The organism is Streptomyces sp. NPDC005266, assembly GCF_040607655.1.
GTDB lineage: Bacteria > Actinomycetota > Actinomycetes > Streptomycetales > Streptomycetaceae > Streptomyces.
Genome location: NZ_JBEXHC010000002.1, coordinates 257,746 through 273,306 on the forward strand (window position 1 = coordinate 257,746; position 15,561 = coordinate 273,306).

The following is a 15,561-nucleotide window of genomic DNA, read 5'->3' on the forward strand; positions in this document are numbered from 1 at the left end:
CGCCGCGACGGCCCGTGCCCGCTGCCGAGGAGGAGGTGCCGGCTCCGTGCGTCCCCTGGTGGGTGGTCCTGTGGCGGCGGCTCCTGGGCCGCCCGTCGGACCGCTGAACGCGCGGTGGCGGCCCGGTCAGGCCCGGGCCGCCAGCACCCCCACGGTCAGCAGACCGAGTACCACCCAGGCGAACCAGAGCCAGCCATTGCTTCCGAGGGCCACGGTGTAGGCCGTCACCAGGATCAGGCCCCCCATCGTGCACACGGTCATCGCCTTCGCGGATCCGGGCATCCCCGACCTCCTCACGGCGGCCCCGACGCCCCTTCGCCAGGACCATGGCCCCCACGGGCCCGAAGGCCATCGTCTCGCGGCCGGGGCCCCGCGGCTAGCGCCTTGCCACGGACCTAAGCGGTTACGGCGAAGTCAAGTGCTGGTCCTTCTCGGCGTCCAAGCTCTCGGCCAGGCCGAACGGCGAGGGATCAGCGGCCAACTTCACCGCGCCCGCTTAGCGCCCGCGGCCCTGGAGCGAGGCGAGATAGGCGTTGTACGCCGCGAGCTCCTGGTCGCCGTCCCGGTCCGCGATGCGGTCCGAACGCCGTGCCTGGCGCTGCTCGGACCTGTACCACTGATAGACCAGCGCGATCAGGACGATCACCGACGGGATCTCGCTGAAGGCCCAGGCGATGCCGCCCGCCGCGTTCTGGTCGGAGAGCGCGTCGATGGCCAGCGAGGCCGGCGGGTGCTCATAGGTGCCGATCATGGGCTCGGACGCCATCATCAGCGCGATCCCGAAGAACGCGTGGAAGGGCATGCCCGCGAAGAGCTCCAGCATCCGCATCACATAGCCGGGCCGGTGCGGACCCGGGTCCACCCCCATGATCGGCCAGAAGAAGACCAGACCCACCGCGAGGAAGTGGATCATCATCGCGATGTGCCCGGTCTTGCTCTCCATGAGGAAGTCGAAGAGCGGGGTGAAGTACAGCGCGTACAGGCTCGCGATGAACAGCGGAATCGTGAACGCCGGATGGGTGACGATCCGCATGTACCGGCTGTGCAACAGGGCGACCAGCAGCTCCCGCGGTCCCTTGCGGCCCCGCCCGGCCGCCGGCAGGGCGCGCAGGGCCAGGGTGACCGGCGCGCCCAGGAGCATCAGGATCGGGGAGACCATGCTGATGATCATGTGCTGCACCATATGGACGCTGAACATGACCATGCCGTAGTCGTTCAGCCGGGTGCACATCGCGACGGCGATGGTCAGCACGCCGAGCGCGAAGGAGATGGGGCGCCCGACCGGCCAGGAGTCCCCCCGCCGCCACAGCCGCGCCACCCCCCACCCGTACAGCGCGAGCGCCAGCACGCAGCCGACCAGAAAGAACGGATCGCCGCCGAACTCCAGCCCCCGCGAGAAGGTGAACGGCGGCAGATCCATGGTCATGCCGTGCCCGCCGTGATCCATCAGCCAGCTCCCTCTTTGCGCCTGAACCGGCGCCGCTCTCGCGGACCTGGTTGCTCGCCGTGGGGGTTGCCACAATGGATGGTCGCGGTGCGAATCGGCTGTTTCCGGTTCGTGTCGTCCCTACAGTACGCACTCCGCCTCGGCGTACCGCTCGGCGGGTACCGTCTTGAGGTGCTCGACGGCCTCGGCGAGCGGCACCAGGACGATGTCCGTGCCGCGCAGCGCGGTGATCTTCCCGAACTCACCGCGGTGCGCCGCCTCGACGGCGTGCCAGCCGAAGCGGGTGGCCAGCACCCGGTCGTACGCCGTCGGCGTGCCGCCGCGCTGGACATGCCCCAGGATCACCGGCCGCGCCTCCTTGCCCAGGCGCTGCTCCAGCTCGACGGAGAGCTGGCGGGCGATGCCCGCGAACCGCTCATGGCCGTAGACGTCCGTACCGCCCGCCTCGTACTCCATCGTGCCCTCGCGCGGCTTGGCGCCCTCCGCCGCCACCACGATCGCGAACTTCTTGCCCGCCTCGAACCGGGCCCCGACGGTCTTCGCCAGCTCGTCGATGTCGAACGGGCGCTCCGGTACGACGATGGCGTGGGCGCCCGCGGCCATGCCCGAGTGCAGCGCGATCCAGCCGGTGTGCCGCCCCATGACCTCGACGATCAGCACCCGCTGATGCGACTCGGCGGTCGTCTTGAGCCGGTCCAGGGCCTCGGTGGCGACTCCTACGGCGGTATCGAAGCCGAAGGTCACATCGGTCGAGGCGATGTCGTTGTCGATCGTCTTGGGGACCCCGACGATCGGCAGCCCGGCGTCCGACAGCAGCCGGGCCGCCTTCAGCGTGCCCTCCCCGCCGATCGGGATGACCACATCGAGACCGAGCTCGGCCACATGTCCCTTCGCCCGCTCCACGCCGTCGCGCAGATGCGCGGGCTGTACCCGCGTGGAGCCGAGGATGGTGCCGCCGCGGGCGAGGATGCCGCCCACAGCGTCCAGGTCCAGCTTGCGGTAGTCGCACTCCAGCAGGCCCTTCCACCCGTCGTGGAAACCGATCACCTCATCGCCGTGATCGACGACGGCGCGGTGGACGACGGACCTGATGACCGCGTTCAGGCCGGGGCAGTCGCCGCCGGACGTGAGCACACCAATGCGCATGGCACGCATACCTCTGTCTGCGATGGGGGCTGACGGCCGGACCGCGTCGTCCGGCGGAAGACCCCGCCACCCTACAAGCGGCCGGGTGACGGGGTCGGCGCCGTCCAGCATGTGTCCGGCATCCGGGCACCCACCGCGCGAACGCGGCTCGAGCGGCCGGGGCCGCGGCTCAGGCGGGCTGGCTCGCCGCCGCGATCCGCTCGTTGCGCAGCGCCTCGTACCACTGGTCGTCGACCGGCGGCAGCGCGTTCACATCGAGCGCCAGCTTCAGCAGCAGATCGGCGATGTGCGGGTTGCGGGCCATCACCGGGCCGTGCATGTACGTACCGAAGACGGTGTCGTTGTACGCGCCCTCGTAGCCGTCGTCCGTGCCGTTGCCGTTGCCGAACCGGACCCGGGCGAACGGGCGGGCGCTCGGGCCCAGATGGGTCACGCCCTGGTGGTTCTCGAAGCCGGTCAGCGGCGGGAGCCCCAGCCGCTCGTCGATGTCGGCCAGCACATCGCCGACGCACCGTGCGCCCTCGCCACGGGTGGAGACCACGTCCAGCAGCCCCAGGCCCGGCTGGCGCTGCCCGAGGTCGTTGACGAACTCGTGGCCGAGGATCTGGTATCCGGCGCACACCGAGAAGACGATCGCCCCGTTGGCGACGGCGCGATTCAGCCCACCGTCCCGGATCAGCCGCTCGGCGGCCAGCCGCTGCGGGCGGTCCTCGCCGCCGCCGATCAGGTAGATGTCCCCGGAGGTGGGGATCTGCTGGTCGGAGCGGACATCGAGACGGGAGACGTCCAGCCCGCGCTGGCGCGCCCGGCGCTCCACGACCAGCGCGTTGCCCTGATCGCCGTACGTGCTCAGCAGGTCGGGGTAGACCCACACCAGACGCAGGCCGTTCTGGTTCGTGCTACGCATCTTTCGCACCTCTCGTACGGGGTCAGTTGCCGACACGCCGGCGCAGGTCCTGGAACGCGGTGTAGTTGGCGATCGTCTCGATCTGCCCGGGGGGTGCGATCCGCACCGCCTCGTCCACATCCGCGCAGACCCGGAAGTCCAGGCCGGCGACCTCGAGTCGGACCGCCAGGTCCAGCTTGCGGTCACCGAGCACACAGATCGGGTGGCCGGCCAGCCGGGTGTAGTCCACGTCCCACAGCCAGGAGGTGTCGGTGCCGTCGGCGCCCCGCGCGTTCACCGAGAGGATCACGGGGGTGGGCGGCGGCTCGATCAGGGAGAAGGTCTCCAGCCATCCGGCCGGGTTCTTCGCCAGCAGCAGCCGCATCTGGCGCTCCTGGAAGGTGACCACGTCATAACGGCCCGCGACCGCCTTGACCTGGTACATCCGCTCCAGCGCGACCTGCGGCGGCACCCCGAAGGCCGCCGCGACGGCCGCCGAGGTGGCCGCGTTCGCCTTGTTGGCGCGGCCGGGGAGCTGGAGGTGGATCGGCCATGCCGCGCCGTGCGGGTCCAGCACATAGTCGCCGTTCAGCGCCCAGCTGGGGACCGGACGGCGGAAGCCGCACTCCGCGCAGACCCAGTCGTCGCCCGGGCGCTGCAGCACACCGCCGCAGGACGGGCAGGACCAGGCGTCGTCCTTCCACTCCTGCCCCGCGGCGACCCACACCACATTGGGGCTGGAGGAGGCGGCCCAGACGATCAGCGGATCGTCGGCGTTCGCGATCACGACCGCCTTGGTCCCGGACAGGCCCTCGCGCCACTTCTCGGCGAGCATCCGGGTCTCGGCGGCGCGGTCGAGCTGGTCGCGCGAGAGGTTGAGCAGCGCGATGGCCTTGGGCTCTGTGTCGCGGGCCACACCCGCGAGGTACTTCTCGTCGACCTCGATGACGCCGTAGCGGGCATCCGAGCCGCCGGCCAGGGCCGAGGTGATACCGGCCGGCATATTGGCGCCCAGCGCGTTCGAGACGACCGGGCCCGCGGCCCCCAGCGCCTCGGCGATGAGCCGCGTGGTCGTGGTCTTGCCGTTGGTCGCCGACACCAGGATCACGTCCAGGTGCTGCGCCAGCCTGCTCAGCAGATCGGGGTCGAGGCGCAGAGCCACCTTGCCGCCGATCACCGATCCGCTGCCGCGGCGCGCTGCCTTCGACACCGCCGCCGCGGCCTTGCCCGCCGTCACGGCCAGCTTGGCCCGTGGCGACAGCGGCTCTGAATTGCCTGCCATCGTCCTAGATCCTCCTCGCATACCAGCGCCGCTTCCGCCCCCCGAGGCACCGGTGGTACGCCCCCTCCGTGCCGAATCGCCAGCCGGGAGGCCACGGTCGGGGATCAGCCTATCGAGATCCTGCCGGTGTCCCGAATCCCGTCACCCGCACAGTGCGCGCCGGGGGTGCCCGTACGCTTGGCTCTCATGCGAAATGGCACGATCCCCGGCAGCCGCGGAGTGGTGCGGCCCATACGGCTGCTCGGCGATCCGGGCCTCGGCATACCGTGCGAGGAGGTCACCGTCTTCGACGCCGCGCTCTCCCGGCTGGTCGAGGACATGTACGCCACGATGTACGCGGCGCACGGGGTGGGGCTCGCCGCCAACCAGATCGGCGTACCCCTGCGGGTGTTCGTCTACGACTGCCCGGACGACGAGGACCACCGGCACCTGGGGCATGTGGTCAACCCCCGGCTGGTGGCGGCCGACGGGGTGACGGTGCGCGGAGCGGAGGGCTGCCTGTCGCTGCCGGGCATCGAGGCGGGCACCCCGCGCTACGACCGCGCGGTGGTCGAGGGCGTGACGGTGACCGGGGAGCCGGCGCGGGTCGAGGGCACCGGCTTCTTCGCGCGCTGTCTGCAGCACGAGAGCGACCACCTGGACGGCGGCCTGTTCACGGACCGGCTCACCGGGCTGGGGCGGCGCCGGGCGCTGCGGGCGGCCCGGCGGGCGCCGTGGGCCCGCGAGAACACCGCTGGGGCCTGACCCTGGGGCTCAGAAGCCCGCCTAATCCTGGGGCTCAGAAGCCCGGGGCGCCGTCCCGGTCGTCCGCCAGCGCCAGCCGCCCCCACAGCAGCTCGGCGAGATGGTGCACCAACTGGCCGCGTGAGCAGGGGCGTTCACGCAGCCACCAGTCGCCCGCCGCGTGCATCATGCCGACGATCCCATGGCCCCAGACGCGGGCCAGCTCATCGCCGCCGGGCCCAAGCTCCAGCCGCTCGGCGATCACCGTGGCGAGCTCCTCGCCGAGCCGGCGCAGCAGCGGGGCCGAGTGGTGGCCGACCTCGAAGCCCTGCTCCGCTTCCGGCTGCTGGCCCTGGTCGGCGGGGTGCATCAGAAAGCGGTACACCTGGGGCCGCGCCTCGACCGCCGCCAGATACGTGTCCAGCGTGGCCTCCACGCGTTCGCGCCGGTCGGCGGCGGGCGCGTCGAGGGCGGCGCGCAGCGAGTCGAGCAGCGCGTCGGTGTGGCGCTTGGCGAGGGCGCGGTACAGTCCGCCCTTGTCGCCGAAGTGACGGTAGAGAATCGGCTTGGTGATGCCCGCCTCGGCGGCGATGGCGTTCATCGAGGCCTCGGGCCCGTCGCGCAGCACCACCCGGTCGGCGGCCTCCAGCAGCTCCTTGCGCCGCCGCTCGGCCGCCTTCCGCTGGTCGTCGCGCTGACTGGTCTCGGTCTCCATGATGGTGCCTCCCCGCCCCCTGACGTCCGCACATGCCTCGATGTGTCTTGCCGCAACGTAACACCCGCGCGGCCCGGAGCGTTCGGGCGGCTGGGGGAGTTGACATTTTTTACTCGTGAGTAACACACTATTGTTACCGCAGGTAACAAGCAGGTGGAGGGGCACGTCATGGCGGAGTTCTCGTTCGAGCTGGGCGACGATCAGAAGGCGGTGCGCGACTGGATCCACGGTTTCGCCGCGGATGTGATGCGCCCGGCCGCCGCTGAGTGGGACGAGCGCGAGGAGACGCCCTGGCCGATTATCCAGGAGGCCGCCAAGATCGGCCTGTACTCCCTGGACTTCTACGCCCAGCAGTACTTCGACCCGAGCGGTCTCGGCATCCCCATGGCCATGGAGGAGCTCTTCTGGGGCGACGCGGGCATCGCGCTGTCCATCGTCGGCACCGGCCTTGCCGCCGTCGGCGTGCTCGCCAACGGCACCGAGGAGCAGATCGGCACCTGGATCCCGCAGATGTACGGCGACACGAACGATGTGAAGGTCGCCGCCTTCTGCTCCTCCGAGCCCGACGCGGGCTCCGACGTCTCCTCGATGCGCACCCGCGCCGTCCACGACGAGGCCAAGGACGAATGGGTCATCAACGGCACCAAGACCTGGGCCACCAACGGCGGTATCGCAGGCGTCCACGTCGTGGTCGCGGTCGTCGACCCCGAGCTCGGCTCCAAGGGCCACGCGTCCTTCATCATCCCGCCGAACACGCCGGGCCTGTCCCAGGGCCAGAAGTTCAAGAAGCACGGCATCCGCGCCTCGCACACCGCCGAGGTGGTCCTCGACAATGTGCGGGTGCCCGGCAGCTGCCTGCTCGGCGGCAAGGAGAAGCTGGACGAACGCCTTGCGCGCGCCCGTGAGCGGGCCAAGGCGGGCGGGGAGCGGCTGAAGAACGCCGCGATGGCCACCTTCGAGGCATCCCGTCCGGCCGTCGGCGCCATGGCGGTCGGCACCGCCCGCGCCGCGTACGAGGTCGCGCTCGACTACGCCAAGACCCGGCAGCAGTTCGGCCGCCCCATCATCGACAACCAGGGCGTCGCCTTCCAGCTCGCCGATATGCGCACCCGGATCGACGCCGCGCGCCTGCTGGTGTGGCGCGCCTCGTGGATGGCCGCGAACGGCAAGCCCTTCGACTCGGCCGAGGGCTCCATGTCCAAGCTGTTCGCCAGCGAGACCGCCAAGACGGTCACGGCCGAGGCGGTCCAGATCCTCGGCGGCAACGGCTTCACCCGTGAGTACCCGGTCGAGCGCATGCACCGCGATGCCGCGATCTACACCATCTTCGAGGGCACCAGCGAGATCCAGCGCCTGGTCATCGCCCGCACGCTGTCCGGCGTCCAGATCCGCTAAGGGCTCACGCCCGCGCCGAAGCGGCGTTTGCGGGTGGCGAAGTCGGCCAGCAGGGTGCGCAGTTCCTCGCCGGTGAAGTCGGGCCACAGCGTGTCCACGAAGAAGAGCTCCGCATAGGCCGCCCGCCACAGCATGAAGTTGGAGATCCGCTGTTCCCCCGACGTCCGCACCAGCATGTCGATGTCCGGCAGATCCGCATGCGGCAGATGGCGGGTGAACAGCGCCTCGTCGATGAGCCCGGGGTCCAGCGCCCCGTCCGCCGAGGCACGGGCCAGGAAGGTCGCGGTGCGGGCGATCTCCTCGCGGCCGCCGTGGTTGAAGCAGAAGGCCAGCGTCATGACGCGGTTGCCGAGCGTCTCGGCCTCGGCCCGCCGCAGGGCGGCGAGGGTCGGGCGGGGGAGCCGCGCCTCCGAGCCGAGCCAGCGCAGCCGCACCCCCCGTGCGCCGTAACCGCGGAAGACGTCGGCCAGCTGGGCGGTGAGCCGCATGAGGGCGGCCACCTCACCACGCGGCCGGTTCCAGTTCTCGGTCGAGAAGAAGAACAGCGACAGATGCTCGATGCCCTCCTCCAGTGCGGTGTCCACCACTCGGGGGAGGGCCCGAACTCCGGCCTCGTGGCCGCGGGTTCGGGAGAGCCCGCGCTGGGCGGCCCAGCGGCCGTTGCCGTCCATGATGATCGCCACATGGCGCGGCCGGGACAGTGGTGCCTGCCCCGGCCCGCGGCGCTGCCGGACAACCGCGGGCGGTTCGGTGGGCCCCGGCACCCCTCGCAGCAGCCGCTTGACGGAAGGCACTCCCCAGGCTCTGACCTCGAACACGTGCGCCGTCCCTCCGCCTCGCCCTCGTCCCCGGCTTTCCGACGCCGTGTCTGACGATACGGCAGGGGTGAGGGTTACCTCTCCGGGGGCCGAACCATTCGTAATGGCTACCGCCAACCGGGGGCCGGGCCAGGTCAGGGCTTACGCGCCACGCCCCCGTAGACATCCGTCGTCTCGATGGCGCTGTCGGTGGGACCGGGCCGCCACAGCGGACAGGACACGATGCCGGGCTCGAGCAGCTCCAGACCGTCGTAGAAGCGCGTGAGCTGCTCGACGCTGCGCAGCACATACGGGATGGCGCCGGTGTCGTCGTAGCCCTGCTGGGCCTCCTTGAGCGCCTGGTCGGTGTCGGTGCTGTCGTAGTGCACGAAGTAGCTGCCCGAGGGCAGCGCGGCCTGCAGCCGCCGAACGATCGACACCGCCTCGTCGTAGTCATGGACATGGCCGAGGATGCCCATCAGCATCAGGGCGACGGGCTGGTCGAAGTCCAGCGTCTTCGCCGCGGTCTCAAGGATGCGCTCGGGGTCGTGCAGATCGGCGTCGATGTAGTCGGTCACGCCCTCGGGGGTGCTGGTGAGCAGCGCCTGGGCGTGCCGGAGCACCAGCGGGTCGTTGTCGACATAGATGATCCGGGCCTCGGGCGCCACCCGCTGGGCGACCTGGTGGGTGTTGTCGTAGGTGGGCAGGCCGGTGCCGATGTCCAGGAACTGACGGATCCCGCATTCGCCCGCCACATGGGTGACGGTGCGGATGAGGTAGGCGCGCGAGGCGCGGGCCATGGTCTCGATGTTCGGGGCGACCTCCCGGTACTGGTCACCGGCGATCCGGTCGACCTCGTAGTTGTCCTTGCCGCCCATCCAGTAGTTCCAGATCCGGGCCGAATGCGGCACGGTCGTGTCGATCTTCGTCAGGGCCTGCGGGCCGGGGGTGGACGAGCCGTCTGCCATCGGGAGGGTCTCCTGCCGTCTGCGGTTCGAGATACCAACGTTGCGTTCTTACAGCGGAGTTCAGGGTTCCGGCGCGCGGAACGGAACGGGCGAGCGGATGCGGGGCAGGCGCCGTGCGTACGAGGCCACGGGGAGCGCGGGGTCCGCCTCCCCCGGGCGCGGATGCGGTCCGGGGCCGGCCAGCGGCTCGTCGTCGACGGTGACCACCGGGGCCAGCTGGGCGAGGGTGGAGAAGGCGTGGTCGTACCCGGTGACGGCGGCGTCGACCTCCGCGAGCTCCGCGGCCGAGGCGCCCCGTGCGGTCAGCCGGTCCTCCAGAACCGTCACCGGCGCCGTCACATGGACGAAGGCGCCGTCCCGTTCGGCCACCGCCTCGGCGAAGTCATATGCCTGTATCCAGCTCACCCGCGAGTGGCCGCGGCGCAGCGGTCCGTAGACGAGCTCGCCGACCAGCCCGGCGTCCACCGCGAGCACCCCGCTGTGCTGCAGGCTGTGCTGCAGGATCTCGCGGTAGGGCCGGACCGGGTCCACATGCGGGAGGTCCGGCGAGGCGCGGGCGACGGTGTATCCGTGCCGGTCCGCGAGCCCGGTCAGCAGCTCCTCGCGGCGGACACCGTCGCAGCCCTCGACTATCAGTGTGCGGCGCGCTGCGACCGCGTGGTCAAGCTTCATCACGGCATCCTGTCGTCCCATGCGTCCCCTCACTCGTCGGGGACGACGCCGCCGCCCGCCACGGCGTCCTCAGTGTGCGTGGCGGGGTGGCGGGGGCGGGAGTGCGGTGGGGGGTTGTGCGGTTGTGCGGGCGTAGTGGTTTCGGGTGTCCCGGCTGGCTGGGGGCACCTCCCAGCGGTAGCTGGAGGCGAAGCGAGCCCAAAAAAAAGGGGGCACCTCACGCGATGAGGAAGTCGGCCTCTCCGGCCTTGGCGGCCGCGAGGAAGGACGCCACCTCGGAGCGGGAGTAGATGAGGGCGGGGCCGTTCGGATCGGTGGACTGGCGCAGCGCGACCCGGCCGTCCGGCAGCCGTTTGGCCTCGATGCAGGTGCCTCCGTTGGACCCGCTCCAGGGCTTCTCCCAGCCCTCCGTGCCCAGGTCCTTGGCCGGCATACCGCTGTAGACGGGGTCCGTCACCTCAGAGCTCCTTACTCAGTTCGGCCAGGCTGGTGCTGGTGTCGCCGATCGGCTCGGCCTGGACGGCCATCCGGTCCAGGACCTCCAGATAGGCGACGACCTCGGCCGGCTGGTCGATGTAGACCGCGCCGGTCAGGCTCTCGGTGTAAACCACGTCCGGCAGTTCGGAGAATCCGAAGCGGAAGTAGTGGAAGGGGCCGAAGGCCCCGGGGTGCCCACCCGCCGCGAACCGCATGATCTGCAGCCTGACCTTGGGCATCTGCAAGCTGTCGATCATGTGGTCGATCTGCCGGCGCATCACCTCACGGCCCCCGATGGGTCGACGCAGCACCGTCTCGTCGAGGATGGCCCAGATGATCGGCGCGTCGGGCTTGGCGAGCAGGCTCTGCCGCTTCACCCGCAGGGCGATCCTGCGCTCCAGCTCCGCCTCGGTGACGTTGGGGAAGCCGATGCGCAGCACCGCGCGAGCGTAGTCCTCGGTCTGGAGCAGCCCGGGTACGTAGTGCGGCTCGTACGCACGGATGACGGTGGCCTCGCTCTCCAGGCTGACATACGCACTGAACCAGTCCGGCAGCACATCCCGGAACTGATGCCACCACCCCGGCCGGTTGGCCTCCCGTGCCAGGGCGAGGAAGTCCTCGATCTCCGGGCCGCGGACTCCGTAGCTCCGCAGCAGCTCCTTCACATACGGGATCTTGAGGCCGACCTCCGCCTTCTCCATCCGGCGGACAGTCAGCGGGGTCACCTCGATGGCCTGGGCTGCTTCTTCGAAGGAGACCTTGGCCCGCTCCCGCAGATGACGCAGACGTTTGCCGAGGACTCTGCGTAAGACGGTGGGGGCGGCGCTGGTCGGCCGTGCCTCGCTCACGTCCCGCCTCCCGGAGGAATGGCTGTCATATGCCTGCACAGTGTGCCACGCGACTGACGACACATACAGAGCGAGTCAATCGCTTTGAAATTATCAGAACGAAGGTTGCGGGGTGAGCACTTCACCACGCATAGTGAGCACGTGACCCATCTCACCTTCCATGGCAAGGGCTCCCAACCACCCTTGTGCGCAGCGTCGTTGAGGTCCCCGACCACCCGGTCGGCGCCGCGCGACGGGGATCCCGCAGACCGTCGTGGCTCGAGCTCAGGGCGGTCACGGTGACACATCACGCACAGTCGGCCGGCGGGCGCCAAGTCTCCGCCGCCAACGGCGCGTTGGCCGCCGCTCTCAAGGAATCCGGGTGCTCCTACGCCTCCTTGGCCCTGCGGGTCAATGAGTTAGGACGTAGACAGGGACGTGAGTCGAACTACGACAAAGCGTCCGTCACCCGCTGGCTGCAGGGCGGACAGCCGCGCGGCGATACGCCGGAGCTCATCGCCGCCGTTCTCTCCCACCGGCTCGGCAGGCCCGTGGCCCCCGCCGAGCTCGGCTTCATCTCCGACCGACAGCGCCCGGTTGTGGCCAGGGCGCTGGCCTACCGCGAGGACGTAGCAGAAACCTTGCACACGCTCGCCGAACTCGGCTCCACCGACATATCCCGCCGCAGCCTGCTGGGCGCGGTGCCCTTCGTCGCCGGCGCGCTGGTGACCCCACAGCGCGAATGGCTGCTGTGGCTGGTCGAGAACCAGGACGCCGCCCGTGCGGCCCCCGCGGCCGACGGCGGCCGCGTGGAGCAAGTCCACGCGGCCATCACCATGTTCGACGAGATGGACAACCGCTTCGGCGGCGGCCAGGTCCGTGCCAGCATCGTGCTCTATCTGTCGACCGAGGTCGTCCCCATGCTCCAGCAGCGCGGTGCGCCGCCGCATGAGCGGCGCCAGCTGTTCACCGCGGCCGCCAAGCTGGCCGCCATGGCCGGCTGGAGCAGCTACGACAACGCCGAATACGGCCTGGCCCAGCGCTATATGACCCAGGCGCTGCGGCTGTGCGCCGAGGGCGGCGACCGGGTGCTCGGCGGCCAGATCCTGGCCGGCCTCTCCCATCTCGCGACCAACCTGGGCCAGCCGGAGGCGGGGGTCGAACTGGCCCGGGTCGGTGTCGCGACGGCCAAGCACGCCGGCAGCCCGCTCGGCCTGATGCGGCTGCACGCCATGGCCGCCCGCGGATTCGCGTCGCTCGACCAGCCCCGGGAGGCGTCCAAGTCGCTGCGTGCGGCCGACGCCCAGCTGGAGGCGAGCCGCGGCGCCGAGCAGGAGTCGCCCTGGGTGCGCTTCCTCGACCATCACTATCTGGCGGCCGAGGCGGCCCTGTGCTTCCGCGACCTCGGCAACGCCGCGGAGGCCGAGCACGCGGCCGCCGAGTCGGTGCGCGCCAACGCCGACCGGCGCCGGCGCCAGGCGATCAGCCGATCCGTCCTGGCCACGGCCTATCTCCAGCAGAACCGGCTGGACGAGGCCATCGGGACCGCCGGCGAGGCGCTCGACACGCTCAGCGGAGTGCACAGCGAGCGCTCGATCCAGGCGCTGCGCGACTTCCGCACCAGGCTGCGGCCGCGCCGTGGGGAGCCCATGGTCCGGGAATTCGAGCACCGCTCCCGGACCGTGCTCGGCACGGCCGCCTGAACCGGAGGGCCCGGGCACCTCTCAGCGTTACGGGGTGCCCCGGTCCTCCGGCCGGGGGGCGCCTCCCAGCGGTAGCTGGGGGAGGCTTTGGCGCCCCCAGGCGAACCGAGCCCAGAAAAGGGGGGCGCCCCCGCTCGGGGGAGCGCCGGGGGGATCAATATCCTCCCGGCGTGGGGGCGTTCTGGGCGCGGTCGACCGGCAGATGCGCACCGGAGATGCCACTGGAGGCGTCCGACAGCAAGAACGCGACGACGCGGGCCACCTCCTGCGGGGCGACCAGCTCGCCCTGCGGGAACTCGGCCGTGAACCGGGCGTATGCCTCGGGCTCTTCGGTGCGCATTCGGTCCCAGCGCTTCCCGGGGATCAGCATCGACCCCGGCGAGACGGCGTTGACCCGGATGCCGTCCGGACCCAACTCGCGGGCCAGCGAGGCCGCGAGGTGGATCTGGGCGGCCTTCGCGGCTCCGTACTGGGTCTGGGGCCCCGGCTTCCACCCGGAGATGGAGGCGATCACCACCATGGATCCGCCGCCCGCGGCGCGCAGACGCGGCGCCGCGGCCTTGATCAGCCGGGCCGTATGACCGACGTTCATCTCCCAGGTCAGGGACCAGTCACGGGCGTCGGCCACGGCCAGGCCGCGGCCTCGGGCCCCGCCGGCACAGGCCACCACGCCGTCCAGTCCGCCGAAACGTTCCGCCGCGGCGCTGACGAACTCCTCCAGCAGATCCGGCTCCGTCACATCCAGCGCCCGCACGAACGGCGGCTCCTGACCCTCGTCGCTCAGCGACGCCGCCAGCGTCCGTAGATCCCGCGCCGTCCGCGCACAGGTGGCCACCCGCGCCCCGTCCGCGGCCAGCAACCGCACGATGTGCTCGCCCAGCCCCCGGGCGCCCCCGGTGACCAGGACCCGTTTGCCGTCCAGCCCGAACCCGCACCCGCCTCGGGGGCGGAACCGCCCGCCGCGGTCCTCGCTCACGCGTGCCACGCCGGGACCGTACAGCCCAAACCACTACGCCTGTACAACCGGACAACCCCCATGCCCTCTCGCCGGTCGGTCGGTCCAACCGTTTGTCTACTTGAACCGTGACCGATGACGCTTCGCGCTGCCTTCGAAGGAGGAGCCATGCCGGTATCCGGCACACACCGCGACCGGGCCGATTCCGCCCGTGGCAGCCGGTCCGGGCGGGTCGGCAAGGGCGCGTACACCACCTGTCACCTGCCCAGATGCCACGCCGTCAGTCGCCGGAATGCGCCTACCCGCTCACCACGACATCAACCACTCCATGTGCCTGTATGTCATGAGAGCCCACAGACCCACGAGGACCGTGAGGACCGACACCGTGAGCCGATCCGTCCAAGGACTGTCGCAGCGGCCGACGTCGGCCGATGAGGGGGGCGAGACCATGGGCACGGCTCCTGCCGTCGCGGTGTCCATGGGCCGCCCGCGAACCGAACCGGTCACCGGCCCGGTTGCCGGTGTGGTGGCCGGCCCCTGCCCGGGAGGGGAGAGGACGGTGATTCCGCTGGACACCCGCCGGCTCTTCCGCGCCGAGTTCCCCGCCCTCCCCGACCGGGCCGCGGCCGTACGCCGCATGGTGGCAGGCCATCTGCGCGACTGGCGGCTCGGCGCGCTCGTGGACTACGCCGTCCTGGCCACCAACGAACTGTTCGCGAACGCCGTCGAGCACGGCAGCTCAGGTCCCGCCGACACCGTCACCATCACCGTGTCCCTGGAGCGCTTCGGCCGTGAGCTGCGCGTGGAGGTGGCCGACGGCTCGCCCGTCGTCCCGACCTTCCGGGCGGCGGAGCTGACCGAGGAGTCCGGCCGGGGCCTGGCCATCGTCAACGATCTGGCCAGCGACTGGGGCACCGAACCGCCCGGCCCCGGCGGCCGGGGCAAAAAGGTGTGGTTCACCCTGGCGCTCGGGCTCGCGTCATGAAGCGCGGCACCGGGGGAGCGGGATACGGAGGGGAGCGGGGGGAGCGACGGATGCGGGTCACCGTGGAGACCGACGCGGCCGACTGGCTGCTGTCGGCAAGCGAGGATCCGGGCCTGACCAGGCTTCAGTGGGCCAGCGGCAACGGGCTCGCCGATCTGCCGGTGGGCACGGTCTTCGATCTGGTACGGATGGCCGACGACATCGGCACCGCGGTGATCCAGGCGCTGCAGCGGCGGGACGCGGCGACCGGCCCGGTGATGCTCGCCACCACCAGCCATGTGCTCTCGTTCCTCGTACCGCCCGGGTCCGCCGCGCAGTGGAAGACATGGCTGGCGGGGACGGCGTACACCCGCCGCCGTACGGTGGCCGCGGCCGGACCGGGCCGCATCCTGCGCTGCCCCCGGCCCGGCTGTGTCCGGCAGGGCCATGTCTGGCTGATCCGGCCCGGTGGCGGCCTCACCGACAGCCACACGCTGCGCGCGGCCCTGGAAGAGGCCGCCGAGCACCCCGGCCTCCCGGACGCCCTGTTCCGTTAGGGCGGGTGACTCCGTCCAGCGCCGCGCCGTGCGTGGCGGGGTCGTAC

17 protein-coding genes are annotated in these 15,561 nt (G+C 71.1%); 5 read left to right on the top strand and 12 right to left on the bottom strand.

Annotated elements, in window-relative coordinates; genetic code table 11:
• Positions 1-126: 126 nt before the first annotated feature.
• The 5 genes from ABZU99_RS04770 to ABZU99_RS04790 all read right to left on the bottom strand — a co-directional run bounded on the left by ABZU99_RS04770 (position 127) and on the right by ABZU99_RS04790 (position 4,761).
• Positions 127-282 (bottom strand): hypothetical protein, encoded by a 156-nt coding sequence (locus ABZU99_RS04770; protein ID WP_355953937.1) that lies wholly within the window; start codon positions 280-282, stop codon positions 127-129.
• Between the two features lie 214 nt (positions 283-496).
• On the bottom strand, positions 497-1,447 hold the full coding sequence (locus tag ABZU99_RS04775; RefSeq protein ID WP_356049069.1) for a cytochrome c oxidase assembly protein: 951 nt from the start codon (positions 1,445-1,447) through the stop codon (positions 497-499).
• 120 nt (positions 1,448-1,567) lie between these two features.
• On the bottom strand, positions 1,568-2,593 hold the full coding sequence (locus ABZU99_RS04780; RefSeq protein WP_355953943.1) for a 6-phosphofructokinase: 1,026 nt from the start codon (positions 2,591-2,593) through the stop codon (positions 1,568-1,570).
• Between the two features lie 169 nt (positions 2,594-2,762).
• Positions 2,763-3,500: a glutamine amidotransferase gene (locus tag ABZU99_RS04785; RefSeq protein ID WP_355953946.1), complete on the bottom strand. Its 738-nt coding sequence runs from the start codon at positions 3,498-3,500 to the stop codon at positions 2,763-2,765.
• A 22-nt stretch (positions 3,501-3,522) separates the two neighbouring features.
• Complete coding sequence (locus tag ABZU99_RS04790) at positions 3,523-4,761, bottom strand: MurT ligase domain-containing protein (RefSeq protein ID WP_355953949.1); 1,239 nt, start codon at positions 4,759-4,761, stop codon at positions 3,523-3,525.
• A 186-nt stretch (positions 4,762-4,947) separates the two neighbouring features.
• Here ABZU99_RS04790 and def point away from each other — a divergent pair, with 186 nt between their 5' ends.
• Positions 4,948-5,505 carry a peptide deformylase gene (gene def / locus ABZU99_RS04795; protein ID WP_356049072.1) on the top strand — a complete coding sequence of 186 codons (558 nt, stop codon included), beginning with the start codon at positions 4,948-4,950 and terminating at the stop codon, positions 5,503-5,505.
• 34 nt (positions 5,506-5,539) lie between these two features.
• On the opposite strand, the gene ABZU99_RS04800 is transcribed toward def, so the two are convergent.
• The gene (locus tag ABZU99_RS04800) at positions 5,540-6,199 is read right to left on the bottom strand and encodes a TetR family transcriptional regulator (RefSeq protein ID WP_356049074.1); all 660 of its coding nucleotides are present in this window, start codon (positions 6,197-6,199) and stop codon (positions 5,540-5,542) included.
• A gap of 168 nt (positions 6,200-6,367) precedes the next feature.
• Between ABZU99_RS04800 and ABZU99_RS04805 the strand changes: the two genes are divergently transcribed.
• Complete coding sequence (locus tag ABZU99_RS04805; protein WP_355953958.1) at positions 6,368-7,594, top strand: acyl-CoA dehydrogenase family protein; 1,227 nt, start codon at positions 6,368-6,370, stop codon at positions 7,592-7,594.
• On the opposite strand, the gene uppS is transcribed toward ABZU99_RS04805, so the two are convergent.
• The 5 genes from uppS to ABZU99_RS04830 form a co-directional block, all read right to left on the bottom strand.
• Entirely contained in the window at positions 7,591-8,412 is an 822-nt protein-coding gene (gene uppS, locus ABZU99_RS04810) for a polyprenyl diphosphate synthase (protein ID WP_355953960.1), read from the bottom strand. The genes ABZU99_RS04805 and uppS overlap by 4 nt on opposite strands.
• Before the next feature lie 134 nt (positions 8,413-8,546).
• Positions 8,547-9,359, bottom strand: a complete 813-nt coding sequence (locus ABZU99_RS04815) for an SAM-dependent methyltransferase (protein ID WP_355953963.1) — start codon at positions 9,357-9,359, stop codon at positions 8,547-8,549.
• 60 nt (positions 9,360-9,419) lie between these two features.
• Positions 9,420-10,031, bottom strand: a complete 612-nt coding sequence (locus ABZU99_RS04820) for a hypothetical protein (RefSeq protein WP_355953966.1) — start codon at positions 10,029-10,031, stop codon at positions 9,420-9,422.
• A 217-nt stretch (positions 10,032-10,248) separates the two neighbouring features.
• The gene (locus ABZU99_RS04825) at positions 10,249-10,464 is read right to left on the bottom strand and encodes a DUF397 domain-containing protein (protein ID WP_355953993.1); all 216 of its coding nucleotides are present in this window, start codon (positions 10,462-10,464) and stop codon (positions 10,249-10,251) included.
• A 25-nt stretch (positions 10,465-10,489) separates the two neighbouring features.
• Positions 10,490-11,356, bottom strand: a complete 867-nt coding sequence (locus ABZU99_RS04830; RefSeq protein WP_356049075.1) for a helix-turn-helix transcriptional regulator — start codon at positions 11,354-11,356, stop codon at positions 10,490-10,492.
• A gap of 278 nt (positions 11,357-11,634) precedes the next feature.
• Between ABZU99_RS04830 and ABZU99_RS04835 the strand changes: the two genes are divergently transcribed.
• The gene (locus ABZU99_RS04835) at positions 11,635-13,038 is read left to right on the top strand and encodes a hypothetical protein (protein WP_356049076.1); all 1,404 of its coding nucleotides are present in this window, start codon (positions 11,635-11,637) and stop codon (positions 13,036-13,038) included.
• A 154-nt stretch (positions 13,039-13,192) separates the two neighbouring features.
• Here ABZU99_RS04835 and ABZU99_RS04840 read toward each other — a convergent pair whose 3' ends face one another.
• A complete protein-coding gene (locus tag ABZU99_RS04840) occupies positions 13,193-14,014 on the bottom strand; it encodes an SDR family NAD(P)-dependent oxidoreductase (protein ID WP_355953996.1) in 822 nt (273 codons plus the stop codon).
• 364 nt (positions 14,015-14,378) lie between these two features.
• On the opposite strand from ABZU99_RS04840, the gene ABZU99_RS04845 reads away from it, so the two are divergent.
• Positions 14,379-14,978, top strand: coding sequence for an ATP-binding protein (locus ABZU99_RS04845; RefSeq protein ID WP_356049078.1), 600 nt, complete (start codon positions 14,379-14,381; stop codon positions 14,976-14,978).
• A gap of 50 nt (positions 14,979-15,028) precedes the next feature.
• Entirely contained in the window at positions 15,029-15,514 is a 486-nt protein-coding gene (locus ABZU99_RS04850; protein WP_355953978.1) for a hypothetical protein, read from the top strand.
• The last annotated feature ends 47 nt before the right edge of the window (positions 15,515-15,561 follow it).